The following is a 13,139-nucleotide window of genomic DNA, read 5'->3' on the forward strand; positions in this document are numbered from 1 at the left end:
TCGCTGACCCTGAGCGCGCCGGGCGCCATCGTCAACACCGCGCTGCTGTACGCGGCGAATAACCTGGCGCTGTTTGCTGACAGCATCACCAACCGGCGCGGCGACATCATGGCGGGGAACAACCTGTGGATGCAGCGGGATGCGGCGGGGAATGCGAACAGCCAGGTGGTGAACACGTCGGGGAATATTGAGACGCAGGGTGGCGATATTGGGATCAGAACGGGGCATTTGCTGAACCAAAGGGATGGTCTGAAAGCAACAACTGTGCATACCTCAATGCCAACAGAAAGCTGGATGACAGGTGAATCGGTTATAAATGTCCCTGTCACAGCCTTAGCTGAAGGGAGTTATGGTTATTACTCCCAGTTACAAAGATGGCAAACGGGCACTTGCGCTGGGGGGCAAAACGGTGGGTGTAATTATCATGAGGCGATGTTTTATTACTATGCACCGTTTAAGGATGCTTCGACGCAAAAATTTGTAACGTCAAATACTGTTACAACGGTTACCGGAGGCAATAACCCTGCTGGTCGTATCAATTCAGGAAAAAATTTAGCTCTATACGCAACGTCTCTGGATAACCAGGCTAGCAATATTCTTGCAGAAGGAAACATCATTCTTGCTGGTGGGACGCTTAATAATCAAAGTTGGCAAGAGGGTATTCAGAACGAGTATTTGGTTTATGAATATTCATCTAAATATCAAAACGTTAAGCCTAAGTACGCTACGAATGAGCTGTCTTCAGCAAAAAATATTACCTTCAATAATGATTCGGTAATCTTCGCTTTAACTGGACATGATTCATCTTTTGAACCGGGTTCGTTATACCGCGCCGTCATCCAGGCGGGCGGCAACGTCACCGCAAACTTCACCAGCAACATCAGCAACACTAATACCACCGCCAACGCAGGCGGCGTCAGCAACGTTATCTCCACCCCGTCGCTGAACACCCTCAGCAACCAGACCATCGGCAGCGGTGTGCAAAAACAGGGCCTGAACGCTACCGGAACCGTGGCGGTGAACTCGCCGCAGTGGAACGATCGGCTTCAGGGGGCGCTGCAGCAGCTTAACGGCGGCGGCGCGCTGGAAAACGGCGGCGCGTCCGGCACGCCTCTCAGCAACGTTGCCACCACGCAGAAAGGCAACGCGAACCTCGGCCAGCTGGGCACGCTGGCGAACGCAGGGGTCACCACCGCCGATCTCCGCACCGCGCAGGGCGGCGCCGTCGGGCACTATCAGGGCCAGCGCGTCGACACCAGCGCTTACCCGCTGCCGTCGGGCAACAACGGCTATTTTGTCTTCTCCGACAACCCGAAAAGCCCGTACCTGATCGGCATCAACCCGAAACTGAACGGTCTCGGACAGCTTGATCCCGCCCTGTTTGCCGATCTGAACGCGATGCTCGGGATCAAACCGTCGTCCACGGCGCCGCAGGAGACGCGGCTGGCGTTTACCGACGAGAAGCAGTTCCTCGGCTCGTCCTATATGCTCGGCCGCCTCAACCTGAACCCGGACTACGATTACCGCTTCCTCGGCGATGCGGCGTTCGATACCCGCTACGTTTCCAACGTGGTACTCAACCAGACCGGTAACCGCTACCTGAACGGCATCGGCTCCGATCTGGATCAGATGCGCTATCTGATGGACAACGCCGCGGCGGCGCAGCAGTCGCTGGGCCTGCAGTTTGGCGTCTCGCTGACCGCCGATCAGATTGCCGCGCTCGACCACAGCCTGCTGTGGTGGGAGAAAGCCACCGTCAACGGCGAAACGGTGATGGTGCCGAAACTCTACCTGTCGCCGAAGGACGTCACCGTCAACAACGGCAGCGTGATCGCGGGCAACAACGTCACCCTGAAGGGCGGCAGCATCACCAACGGCGGCAGCTCGCTGCTGGCGAAAAACAGCCTGACGCTCGACAGCCAGAACAGCATCAGCAACCTCAGCAACGGCCTGATGAAAGCGGGCGGCGACCTGAACCTGAGCGCCATCGGCGATATCAATAACATCAGCTCCACCATCAGCGGCAAAACGGTCGCGCTGGAGAGCCTGGACGGCAGCATCAACAACCTGACGCAGGTTGAGCAGATTGATATCAACGCCGGCGGGAAGTACGGCAACATCGGCCTGAAGGACACCCTGCTGGGGAACACGGCGTCCATTACCGCGCAGGATGGCCTGTCGCTTGAGGCGGGTAAAAACATCACCGTTACCGGGGCGAACCTGGCCTCCGGCGGCGATATGCTGCTGAACGCGTGGGGCGATATTGCCGTCAACGCGAATCAGATCAACGACGCATTCAGCTCCAGCCGGGAGAAAACCAGCCGTTCCTCCGTCACGTATCAGGGAAGTAACGTCAGTGCGGGCGGCAACCTGCTGGTGAATGCCGGGCATAACCTTGACGTGACCGCCAGCGACCTGAAGGCGGGCGGCAGCGCGGGGCTGAGCGCGGGCAACGATCTGAACCTGAACGCGGCACAGACAAGCGAAAGCAGCCGGAAAGGGAAAAGCGAGTCCCACAGCACCGGGCTCGACCGCACCACGATTTCCGCAGGCGATAACCTGGTCCTGAAGGCCGGGCAGGATATCAACGCCCAGGCCGCCGCGCTGGCAGCGGAGAAAAGCGTCGGGCTGCAGGCGGGTCGCGACGTGAATCTGGCTGCTGCAGAGACCACGCAGGGCGACAGCTATAAATCAGGCCGTAAAAAAGTGATTAACGAGTCGGTTCGCCAGTCGGGAACCGACATCACTGCGGGCGGGAATGTGACTGTTATCGCCGGACGGGATGTAACGGCACAGGCTGCAGATGTCTATGCCGCAGGCAATACAGCCGTGGCCGCCGGGCGGGATATCACCCTTTCCACTGCGACGGAAAGTGACTATGCGTACCGGGAGGAGAAAAAGACGTCCGGTGGGTTCCTCAGCAAGAAAACCACTCACACCATCCACGAAGAGACGCATACGCGTGAGAAAGGTACGCAGCTTTCCGGCGACAACGTTGCTCTCCGGGCTGGTAACAACCTGACGGTGCAGGGCTCATCAGTTGCCGCTGAGCGCGATGTGGCCCTGAAGGCTGGAAATGATCTGACCGTGGAGGCAGCAACCAACACCGACACGCACTACGACATGAAGAAGACGAAGAAATCCGGCGTTTTCTCCAGCGGGTCGGGATTGGGTATCACCATCGGGTCGCAGTCTTCAAAAAGCACCCGACAGGGGGCAAATACAACGCAGAGCGATGCCCGCAGCACGGTGGGCACTGCTGGCGGTAATGTCATCATCAGCGCCGGAAATGACGTCCAGTTGAGTGCGGCAGATGTGGTTGCCGGAAGAGCGAAGGATGATTCCTCCCGCAAAACCGGCCATATCGATATCACTGGCGACAGCATCGCCATCCTTCCTGGACGGGATACGACCACTGAGTCCATGAAGCAGGAGTCCAAATCGTCTGGCGTTACGGTCAGTGTGAAAGCGCCATTTGAAGATACTGTGCGTAACGTGCGCGATATCGTTCGTGGTAAGGGCAACAGTGGCAACAGCACCGTCGATAAAGTGAAGGGGCTGGGGGCGGAAGGCGGTGCGCTCGCGCTTGACGGACCAGGCCAGATGATGGCTATTTCCGCAGGAAGCACCCGCTCTTCCTCTGAGTCGCACTACGAGGGCGAGTTTAACAGCGGCAGCCATCTTGCCGCCGCAGGCAATATCCAGATGACTGCCACCGGTAAACAGGGAGGCAGCAACAGCGGCAATATCCTGATTGCCGGGAGCCAGGCTAAGGCCGGTGAAACGGTGATCCTCGATGCGAAACGCGACGTTGATATCACCACCTCCACAGACAGCGAGAAATACGGCAGCAGCACTAAAAATAGCGGCTGGAATCTTTCGAGCGACCTGAGTGCCGGAAGTGCTGTTCGCGCCATCTCGGGTGGGGGTTCCCACGGCAATCAGCTCCTGCCGGGCGGGATGAGCAAGGCGGAGAGCAACAGTAGCGGCACCCGAACCACACAAAACGCGTCGGTCATTCAGGGCTCAGATATTTACGTTAACAGTCGTGACGGCAGCGTGAATATCAACGGCAGCCTGATGACCGCCACGGACGATCTTCTGCTGTCAGCCACACATGGGGATATATCCGTTTCTGCCGGACGCGATACATCGCGCAGTGAGAGCAGCGGCAGCAGAAAATTGCTGGGAACGCTGGACGGCGATGGTTATAGCGCCACGGCAGGCTACCGTCATGAAAAAAACAGCAGTCGGGAAGATAGCAGCCTCGAAAACGGATTGCGCAGCCAGCTAAGCAGCAAAAACGGTAACGTTGTCGCGCAGGCCGGTAACGATCTCTCCCTGTCAGGTACGGATATCCGTGCCGGTAAATCGGTCTCACTCAGTGGCGAAAATGTCCTCATGGGGGTGAGCCGGGATACCCGTGACGGTGAAAACCACAGCAGCAGCGCCCAGTATGGTGTGACGGCATCTGCTGGCGGCTGGGCTGTTGAGGCTGCTAAAGCCGCAGAGACGGCGGCCCGCAGCGCAGAAAACGGCGATGATCCACGGCTGACCGCCATCAGAACAGGCCAGTCGGCGGCAACCGCGGCGCAGGGCGCTATGTCGGACTCGTCGCTCATCAAGGCTAAAGTGTCTTTAACGGCGGGGACGTCATCTCAGGATAGTCGTTACCACAGTACCGACACGCAGGGCACCACCATTAATGCCGGCGAGAATGTCTCTGTTCGTGCCGGAAATGACATTGCCGGTATGGGGGTACAGATCGCGGGTAAACACGTGGCGCTGGATGCGGGGCGGGATATTCTGCTGTCTGCCTCCCAGAACACAACCCACTCTGAGAGTAAAAACAGCGGCAGCCAGTTCAGCGTCGGTGTCGGTGTGAGCCTGATTGGTGCGCAAAACGGCATCTCGGTGGAGCTGGGAGCGTCACAGCATAAGGGTAAGGAAAACAGCCAGTCGCAGCGCAATACGAACAGCGTTGTCCATGCTGATGAACAGCTTACGGTGAGCAGCGGACGCGACACCACCCTGAAAGGTGCGGAGCTGGAGGGTAACCGTGTGGTGGTCAACACCGGGCGCGATCTCACCATCAGCAGCGTGCAGGATACGGCCAGTTATAACAGCAAGCAGTCTTCGTCAGGCGCGTCCCTCAGCCTGTGCATACCGCCGCTGTGTTATGGTGCGTCTTCCGGTAGCGTCAGTGCATCGGGTGAGAATATCACCCAGAATGGTAAGAGCGTCGCTGAACAGAGCGGGATATTCGCAGGCAAGGGCGGCTTTGCTGTCACCACCGGAAATCATACCCAGCTTGACGGCGCGGTGATTGCATCCACGGCGTCTGCAGATAAAAATAGCCTCGACACGGGTACGCTGGGTTTCAGTAATCTCCACAACGAGAGCCAGACCAGCGGCAACGGCTACACGGTGGCGCTTTCCGGCAGCGCGGGTGGCAGCGGAAACGGTGAAAACCGCAACCTGGCACCGGCCATCGGTACGGGCCTGGCAGAAGAGAGCCACACCGGCACGACCTCATCAGCGGTGAGTGGCGGTAGCATTGTCATTCGCAACCCGGCGGGACAGAAACAGGATATTGCTGACCTGAGCCGTGATACGGCTGACGCCCACCACGGCGTGGACGTGAACGGTGATGTGCAGAAGGTCAGGGATAACCTGGCGGTCCAGAGCGAAGGCGCGGCGCTGGCCACTTCTGCGCTGGATGCTTACGGCAAGTATGCGGAGCAGAAAGCGCGTGAATCCAATGCGGCGCTGGGCGCGAAGCTGGCGTCAGAAGGAAAACTGCAGGGCGATACGCCTCAGGAGCAGGAAGCGTTCCTGAAGACGCAGCCCGGATATCAGAATACCGAGTACGGTCCGGGGAGTGCCTTCTGGACGAAGGGCAGCGCAGCGGCGGGATTACTGGCAGGTGCGCTTGGCGGTAACCTGAAGGCAGGCGCAGCAGCGGGTGCAGCCCCTCTGCTGGCGACCCTGGTCAAGGAGCAGAAAGACCCGACAGCCCGTGCCGCGCTGCACGGTATTGTGGCTGCGGCGCTGACGCAGCTGAGTGGCGGGAGCACTGCGGATGGCCTGAAGGCCGGTGCTATAGGGGCCATCACGGCCTCGGCGATGACCGACCATCTGGTCAGTGCGCTGTATGGAGATAAAAAATCCAGTGACCTGACGGCAGAGGAGAAACGGCTGGTCAGTAGCCTCGTGAGTATCGCGGGTGGGCTGGCAGGCGCTGCGGTGACGGATGGCAGTGTCTCCATGGCGGCGATGGCGTCTGAAACGGCGAAGGTGGAGGTTGAGAATAACTCGCTGAGTCCTGGCCATGACGAGGAAGAGCTTGAAAAAGAGCACGGCGACCGGTTGCCAAAAGTTCATAACATTGCCAGGCCCGGGGTGTTGTTTGACGAAGATGGCAAGCCGCTTCCTGGAACTGCTGGTCTTGGCATTGGGGCAGTTCCTATTAAAAATGGTGGTGGGGTCGGTAAAGATATTATCCCACTGGGTCGAGGTTCAACCGGAAGGACCACACCAAACTCTTTAGGGGAGAAATTGTCTATGGAGCAGGCTATGTCTAATCCTGCTGCAGGTCATCAATTGCCTGTAATTATGACGGACCCAAGATGGCCAAGAGCTGATGGTTGGGTAAAAATGGCTCAAAACGTCAATGGAGTTGAAGTTCATTATGTTCGTAATACAAAAACAGGACAGGTTGATGACTTCAAATTTAAATAGGACCTTATAAATGTTAGTTCTATGTCGCTCAATTTCAGGAAAAGCATTACCTGAAAATGTAAGAATTATGGGGGAAACGGATGAAACTGACTTCTCACCTTTGCAACCAGACCAGCAATATAAGGTTTATGGGTTGATGTTCTTCGCATCCAGAATAGATTTTTTAGTTTGCCCTCCATCAGGTGGTCCGATGTGGGTTCCATCAAACCTATTTGATGTTGTAGAAGATGAAATTCCTCTCGGGTGGGGATGTGTCCTTACTGAAAGAAGTGAAGGGTATGCCGATTTATCTGAGGCTTTTGGGATTCATTCAATCTGTGGATATCTTGAGCTGATAAGGTCGTACTCACATTACGTTGGGATACTTGAACGTGATCCGGAAGAGCTAAAGGTTTTTTATTCTCAATAGCAAAAAGATCCCGCCTTTCGAGCCGGGATCTTTTTACCTGTCAGCCCTTGGTCGGTTTGATCACCAGCCGTCCTTGCTCCACGCTGACCGTGACCGGCATGTCGGTGCTGAATCCCGCCTCTACCAGCCAGTTATCATTAAGGCGCAGGCTGGGATGCGGGAATAGTACGTGGTCGTTCGGCTTATTGGGAACAGTCTACAGGTACTGTTGTAATTCGTTATCAGAAAGCATCTGATGGCAGAACGTCTTTTAGACCGGTAAACGGTAGGACATACTTTGATAATTTGAGGTGATGAATGGATGTAATATCTATTGCAGGGAAACAAGCTCAATTAACTCTTGGTGAGAATGAGTTATTAATCCTGAATTCAGCTTTGAATGAGATTTGTAATGGTATCTCTGTTCCTGAGTTTGAAACCAGAATAGGGGCTTCGAAAGAAGAGGTCTGTACATTACTTAGTTAAATAGGCTGTATTTTAGACAATATGATCGCTTAAAAAGAATCCCGGCCATCGCACCGGGATCTTCTTTTAGCCGTCAGGCTCACCTAAAATGCCCGTCCCGGTGCTTCATCACCAGCACATCGCCGGTATCGTTCAGCACTCCCGGAAACCCTTCCAGCTACCGTAACATCTTTGGCCTATTAATACTGGCGACGCTCAGCCCCTCGAGCTGCACCACGCTGGGTTTCAGTAATCTCCACAACGAGAGCCAGACCAGCGGCAACGGCTACATGGTGGCGCTTTCCGGCAGCGCGGGCGGCAGCGGCAACGGTGAAAACCGCAACCTGGCACCGGCCATCGGTACGGGCCAGGCAGAAGAGAGCCACACCGGCACGACCTCATCAGCGGTGAGTGGCGGTAGCATTGTCATTCGCAACCCGGCGGGACAGAAACAGGATATTGCTGACCTGAGCCGTGATACGGCTGACGCCCACCACGGCGTGGACGTGAACGGTGATGTGCAGAAGGTCAGGGATAACCTGGCGGTCCAGAGCGAAGGCGCGGCGCTGGCTACCTCTGCGCTGGATGCTTACGGCAAGTATGCGGAGCAGAAAGCGCGTGAATCCAATGCGGCGCTGGGCGCGAAGCTGGCGTCAGAAGGAAAACTGCAGGGCGATACGCCGCAGGAGCAGGAAGCGTTCCTGAAGACGCAGCCCGGATATCAGAATACCGAATACGGTCCGGGGAGTGCCTTCTGGACGAAGGGCAGCGCAGCGGCAGGATTACTGGCAGGTGCGCTTGGCGGTAACCTGAAGGCAGGCGCGGCAGCAGGGGCGGCCCCTCTGCTGGCGACCCTGGTCAAGGAGCAGAAAGACCCGACAGCCCGTGCCGCGCTGCACGGTATTGTGGCGGCGGCGCTGACGCAGCTGAGTGGCGGGAGCAGTACGGATGGCCTGAAGGCCGGTGCTATAGGGGCCATCACGGCCTCGGCGATGACCGACCATCTGGTCAGTGCGCTGTATGGAGATAAAAAATCCAGTGACCTGACGGCAGAGGAGAAACGGCTGGTCAGTAGCCTCGTGAGTATCGCGGGTGGGCTGGCAGGCGCTGCGGTGACGGATGGCAGCGTCTCCATGGCGGCGACGGCTTCGGAAACGGCGAAGGTGGAGGTTGAGAATAACTCGCTGAACAGCGCAATGTGCGCACAGGAGCCGTGGGCATGCAGAAATCCATTGCTGGAAGGTGGTGGGTTTGTGCCAGGAGGCGGGACTGCTGCCGCCACTGGTGCAGGTGTAGCAATCGGTGAAGCGCTGACTAATGATAAAGAACAGCCAAATACTGGCGCAAATTGGACGGATGAAGAGAAGGCAGAACTGGGGGGGCGGGATCAGGCACGCCGGGAGGCTGGGGACCGCAGGATGAGGAGAATGCTCGGAGCGCCGAGTCTCAACCAAATAAATCCGATGTAAGTAACATATCTTCCCTACCTGTTGAAGAGCAAATAGGTATATTGAGAGATGCAGCAAAAGGGAATAAAGGTAATTTTGGTTTAGGTCAGGCGACTGCCAAAGATGCTAATGCATTGGGTGAAGCATGGGTAGGGCCGGGGTATCGAGTGTCTAGTGATGGCACGGCATGGGTAAGCTCTGACGGATTGAGAGTTTATCGACCACCTTCATCTAAACCAAATAGCCCTCATGCCACGACGGGAGTTCAGGCCAATTTTGAACAAAAACTGACACCAACAGGAAGACCTATTAGCAATGGGCATTTGGATATAACTAAATGAATATTGAATTGAAAGGACTGAGATCGCTAGAACTTGAAGACAGTTTGATAAACTATTGGCCAACTGATCCTGTCAATTTCGGTTGTTGGGTAAGAGCAATGATTGGACCGAATGATGAAGATGGTGCTGAAGCTTTTGATATGTTGGTATGCACGCCAACTTGGCTTCAAAACGAGCTAGCATCAAATAAAACTTTGTCTGGTAAGGGTATGATTATCGTAGAAGAATATGATTATGATGAGATCCTTTCTTATTTAGAAGAACAGATCGTTGCCTGCAATGATAGTGATTGGTCAAAAGCTGCCATAAAATTAAGTCGGTTGAGCTTTTGGGAATATGAAGATTATCACCCCTGACATAGCAAGCCAGATCCCGGCCACTTTGCCGGGATCGTTTAATTAGCCGTTAAGTTTACCCACAATACGGCACTGGGCGCGAAGCTGGCGTCAGAAGGAAAACTGCAGGGCGATACGCCGCAGGAGCAGGAAGCGTTCCTGAAGACGCAGCCCGGATATCAGAATACCGAGTACGGCCCGGGGAGTGCCTTCTGGACGAAGGGCAGCGCAGCGGCGGGATTACTGGCAGGCGCGCTTGGCGGTAACCTGAAGGCAGGCGCGGCAGCGGGGGCGGCCCCTCTGCTGGCGACCCTGGTCAAGGAGCAGAAAGACCCGACAGCCCGTGCCGCGCTGCACGGTATTGTGGCGGCGGCGCTGACGCAGCTGAGTGGCGGGAGCAGTACGGATGGCCTGAAGGCCGGTGCTATAGGGGCCATCACGGCCTCGGCGATGACCGACCATCTGGTCAGTGCGCTGTATGGAGATAAAAAATCCAGTGACCTGACGGCAGAGGAGAAACGGCTGGTCAGTAGCCTCGTGAGTATCGCGGGTGGGCTGGCGGGCGCTGCGGTGACGGATGGCAGTTTCTCCATGGCGGCGACGGCGTCGGAAACGGCGAAGGTGGAGGTTGAGAATAACTCTCTGAAGAGCATGATGTGCGCGGAAAGTCCTTGGGACTGCCGCGATAATCCGCTGATTGAAGGTGGAGGCTCCAGAGGTGCTTACAATCCTACAGGTAGAAGTGGTAATCCCATGAATACCAAAGGTTCTAATTCACCTGCGGTAATTGGTGAGCGAGCATATTCAGCTCATGCTGTTGATCGTATGCAGGGGCGTGGCGTCCCGCCTTCAGCAGTAGAAAATACAATAAAGACAGGAAACATTTATCCGACAAAACCTGGAACTACGGGATACTACGATGCAACCAACAATCTTCGGGTAATAATTAACACTAATACAGGCGATGTTGTAACTGTAATTCCGGGAGCACCTACGAAATGAATGATCGATTTTTATATGAGCAAGTTAGATCTGTTCTATTACAAGAATGGGATCCTATAGGTATCAATGATCTCATTGAGGCCAGTGATGAATATGATGCATATGTACAACCTATTTGTGAGATGTTATACGCGGGAAAAGAAATCGAAGATATTTATCAATATTTACATTGGGTTGCTACGGATCATATGTGTTTGAATGGAGATAGTGATTTGGATCGTATAATTGCTGAAAAGTTATTTTATTTGCCAAAAACTCACTAAGATAATAGATCCCGTCCACAGGGCCGGGATCTTCTTTTAGCCGTCAGGCTCACCTAAAATACCCGTCCCGGCCCCTAATCACCACCACATCGCCGATATCGTTCAGCACTCCCGCTGCACCAAGCTGGGTTTCAGTAATCTCCACAACGGTTGCCAGACCAGCGGCAACAGCTATACGGTGGCGCTTTCCGGCTGCGCGGATGGCAGAGGAAACGGTGAAAACTGCAACCTGGCACCGGCCATCGGTACGGGCCAGGCAGAAGACATTGCTACCTCCCCCGATACCCAATGGTTTGCTCAGACCGGAACTGGTGGGGCGTATACAAACGCAGGAAGGCCGGCAAGGTGGGTTGCTTGGGAAGAACGAGATGGTGTCAGAGTTCGTGTGCTATACGAGCCCGCTAGTGGGAAAATTGTAACAGCGTTTCCGGATAGTAATCCGACTCCTCCAACTTTAAAACCTATTAAAAAATAGTGTGGGTGAAATGGATATTAACGACGAAATTAGAGAATTTGGTGAAGGATTAAAAAGTCGTCTGGATCCTTCATTAGTTGACTTTGCCCTTGGTTATCTTGGGTTTTCAGAGAATGTATTAGCATTCGAAACGCTATGTGATCATATTGCTGATCATGATGTTGTGATCAGTAAAGATGAGTACACGCAAGTGCTTAAAATAGCTACTGATCTTGGTCTGGAAATTGATAGTAGGTATACATATATAAATCCAGAAAAATAACCGATAAAACGTACAAATGCTCCCAACACCAACGTCAGGAGCATTTTTAAAAAGAGTTAGAAATGCGCAAAGGAAAGATTTCGTGCCGCAAGAAAGCGGATGTAACTAACTTTATGCAGCGATACAGACGGGCTAAAAAGTCAAATGCAAAAGTATGGATAATTTACTGAGCAGGATCTACGTTTCCTGTAAGAATTTAGACGTTAATTTCCGATTAGACAGGCGATTCTACTTTAGGTAAATTCTTCTAGTGATCCCAGTTCTAGAGCCGAGAATTGTTTACCAGCCATCAAGGTGATTAAAAGTGGAAGATCTTTGTCGCGCTATTCGACAAAAATTATGTATTGATCAGTTGATACCGAAAGTGTTGGAAGTTCTGACTGAAAATCCGTTGGCGGGTGAATATTACGATGGCGAACTAATTGCTGCCTTATCAACGATAAAAGGAGAAGATCTAAAAGATCAGAAAAGTACTTTTATCCAAATAAGGAAGCTCATAAACCAGCTAGCACATTCAAGCGTTAACAATAAGTTAAGAAAAGATATATTAAGAATAAATCAAATAATCATATAACGAATCCCGGCCACTGTGCCTGGATCGCTTAATCAGCCGTTAAGTTTACCCGCAATGCGGCGCTGGGCGCGAAGCTGGCGACCCTTGTCAAGGAGCAGAAAGACCTGACAGCCCGTGCCGCGCTGCACGGTATTGTGGCGGCGGCGCTGACGCAGCTGAGTGGCGGGAGCACTGCGGATGGCCTGAAGGCTGGTGCCATTGGAGCCATTACGGCCTCGGCGATGACGGACCATCTGGTTAGCGCGCTGTATGGAGATAAAAAATCCAGTGACCTGACAGCAGAGGAGAAACGGCTGGTCAGTAGCCTCGTGAGTATAGCGGGTGGTCTGGCGGGCGCTGCGGTGACGGATGGCAGTGTCTCCATGGCGGCGACGGCGTCGGAAACGGCGAAGGTGGAGGTTGAGAATAACTCGCTGAGTAAGGACAAACCAAATATCTTCGATATTAATCCAATGCTGAAAATTGGAATTGAGGATGCAGACGGAGAGTTGCTGAAAGGTGGCGGTGGAATAGCAAAAGGTGGGGGGCGTGCAGTTAGTTCCCTGGAAGGAGCGAAGCTAAAAGAATACTATCGACAGGCTGAGAAATATGGGCAAGCTGGGGTTAAGGAACTGGAGAATGGAAATTATCGCTTTTATGGTGATATGACGCCTTCCAGAACAACTGGAGAAATGGCTGGAGCTCGACTGGTAAGAGAGTGGGATCCAAAAACAGGTCAAACCCGAACTTGGTATGAAACACTTGATCATGCTGGCAATATTCGTAGTGTGGCTCCGAAACCCGTTACTAATGATAAGAACCACCATATTTTTGATGCTGATGGGAATTATCAAGGAAGGAGATAA

11 protein-coding genes and 2 pseudogenes are annotated in these 13,139 nt (G+C 54.0%); 11 read left to right on the forward strand and 2 right to left on the reverse strand.

Going from position 1 to position 13,139, the window contains the following annotated elements; all coding sequences use genetic code 11:
- The 3 genes and pseudogenes from AC27FC_RS22485 to AC27FC_RS22495 form a co-directional block, all read left to right on the forward strand.
- Nucleotides 1–3,921: pseudogene (locus AC27FC_RS22485) on the forward strand (hemagglutinin repeat-containing protein); the annotation flags it as partial.
- Nucleotides 3,922–3,969: 48 nt separating this feature from the next.
- Nucleotides 3,970–6,741, forward strand: a pseudogene (locus tag AC27FC_RS22490) (hemagglutinin repeat-containing protein); the annotation flags it as partial.
- A 10-nt stretch (nucleotides 6,742–6,751) separates the two neighbouring features.
- On the forward strand, nucleotides 6,752–7,150 hold the full coding sequence (locus tag AC27FC_RS22495) for a hypothetical protein (RefSeq protein ID WP_126327813.1): 399 nt from the start codon (nucleotides 6,752–6,754) through the stop codon (nucleotides 7,148–7,150).
- 40 nt (nucleotides 7,151–7,190) lie between these two features.
- Here the strand turns inward: AC27FC_RS22495 and AC27FC_RS22500 are convergent, their stop codons facing one another.
- On the reverse strand, nucleotides 7,191–7,298 hold the full coding sequence (locus AC27FC_RS22500; protein WP_176690134.1) for a SymE family type I addiction module toxin: 108 nt from the start codon (nucleotides 7,296–7,298) through the stop codon (nucleotides 7,191–7,193).
- 149 nt (nucleotides 7,299–7,447) lie between these two features.
- Between AC27FC_RS22500 and AC27FC_RS22505 the strand changes: the two genes are divergently transcribed.
- From AC27FC_RS22505 to AC27FC_RS22535, 7 genes are all read left to right on the forward strand, one after another.
- Nucleotides 7,448–7,615, forward strand: coding sequence for a hypothetical protein (locus AC27FC_RS22505; RefSeq protein WP_165356709.1), 168 nt, complete (start codon nucleotides 7,448–7,450; stop codon nucleotides 7,613–7,615).
- A gap of 269 nt (nucleotides 7,616–7,884) precedes the next feature.
- Nucleotides 7,885–9,063: a VENN motif pre-toxin domain-containing protein gene (locus tag AC27FC_RS22510; RefSeq protein ID WP_233095365.1), complete on the forward strand. Its 1,179-nt coding sequence runs from the start codon at nucleotides 7,885–7,887 to the stop codon at nucleotides 9,061–9,063.
- Between the two features lie 316 nt (nucleotides 9,064–9,379).
- Nucleotides 9,380–9,739, forward strand: coding sequence for an immunity 8 family protein (locus tag AC27FC_RS22515; RefSeq protein ID WP_094935375.1), 360 nt, complete (start codon nucleotides 9,380–9,382; stop codon nucleotides 9,737–9,739).
- A gap of 429 nt (nucleotides 9,740–10,168) precedes the next feature.
- Nucleotides 10,169–10,720 carry a VENN motif pre-toxin domain-containing protein gene (locus tag AC27FC_RS22520; RefSeq protein WP_198922204.1) on the forward strand — a complete coding sequence of 184 codons (552 nt, stop codon included), beginning with the start codon at nucleotides 10,169–10,171 and terminating at the stop codon, nucleotides 10,718–10,720.
- Nucleotides 10,717–10,983: a hypothetical protein gene (locus AC27FC_RS22525; RefSeq protein WP_094935933.1), complete on the forward strand. Its 267-nt coding sequence runs from the start codon at nucleotides 10,717–10,719 to the stop codon at nucleotides 10,981–10,983. The genes AC27FC_RS22520 and AC27FC_RS22525 overlap by 4 nt, the downstream gene beginning before the upstream one ends.
- A 485-nt stretch (nucleotides 10,984–11,468) precedes the next feature.
- Complete coding sequence (locus tag AC27FC_RS22530; RefSeq protein ID WP_096150344.1) at nucleotides 11,469–11,720, forward strand: MafI family immunity protein; 252 nt, start codon at nucleotides 11,469–11,471, stop codon at nucleotides 11,718–11,720.
- A 304-nt stretch (nucleotides 11,721–12,024) separates the two neighbouring features.
- A complete protein-coding gene (locus AC27FC_RS22535) occupies nucleotides 12,025–12,294 on the forward strand; it encodes a contact-dependent growth inhibition system immunity protein (RefSeq protein ID WP_290098969.1) in 270 nt (89 codons plus the stop codon).
- 32 nt (nucleotides 12,295–12,326) lie between these two features.
- On the opposite strand, the gene AC27FC_RS22540 is transcribed toward AC27FC_RS22535, so the two are convergent.
- Nucleotides 12,327–12,527, reverse strand: a complete 201-nt coding sequence (locus tag AC27FC_RS22540; protein ID WP_039263302.1) for a hypothetical protein — start codon at nucleotides 12,525–12,527, stop codon at nucleotides 12,327–12,329.
- Here AC27FC_RS22540 and AC27FC_RS22545 point away from each other — a divergent pair.
- Nucleotides 12,516–13,139, forward strand: coding sequence for a VENN motif pre-toxin domain-containing protein (locus tag AC27FC_RS22545; RefSeq protein WP_224435135.1), 624 nt, complete (start codon nucleotides 12,516–12,518; stop codon nucleotides 13,137–13,139). The two genes, AC27FC_RS22540 and AC27FC_RS22545, sit on opposite strands and share 12 nt — an antisense overlap.

Source organism: Enterobacter sp. C3_dUdeg, from assembly GCF_057536195.1.

Bases quoted from the DNA above. Each gene is read 5' to 3' on its own strand.
- AC27FC_RS22545 (WP_224435135.1), top strand. From the start codon at position 12,516: ATGACGGACCATCTGGTTAGCGCGCTGTATGGAGATAAAAAATCCAGT.
- AC27FC_RS22505 (WP_165356709.1), top strand. From the start codon at position 7,448: ATGGATGTAATATCTATTGCAGGGAAACAAGCTCAATTAACTCTTGGT.
- AC27FC_RS22510 (WP_233095365.1), top strand. From the start codon at position 7,885: ATGGTGGCGCTTTCCGGCAGCGCGGGCGGCAGCGGCAACGGTGAAAAC.
- AC27FC_RS22525 (WP_094935933.1), top strand. From the start codon at position 10,717: ATGAATGATCGATTTTTATATGAGCAAGTTAGATCTGTTCTATTACAA.
- AC27FC_RS22515 (WP_094935375.1), top strand. From the start codon at position 9,380: ATGAATATTGAATTGAAAGGACTGAGATCGCTAGAACTTGAAGACAGT.
- AC27FC_RS22495 (WP_126327813.1), top strand. From the start codon at position 6,752: ATGTTAGTTCTATGTCGCTCAATTTCAGGAAAAGCATTACCTGAAAAT.
- AC27FC_RS22530 (WP_096150344.1), top strand. From the start codon at position 11,469: ATGGATATTAACGACGAAATTAGAGAATTTGGTGAAGGATTAAAAAGT.
- AC27FC_RS22520 (WP_198922204.1), top strand. From the start codon at position 10,169: ATGACCGACCATCTGGTCAGTGCGCTGTATGGAGATAAAAAATCCAGT.
- AC27FC_RS22540 (WP_039263302.1), bottom strand. From the start codon at position 12,527: ATGGTCCGTCATCGCCGAGGCCGTAATGGCTCCAATGGCACCAGCCTT.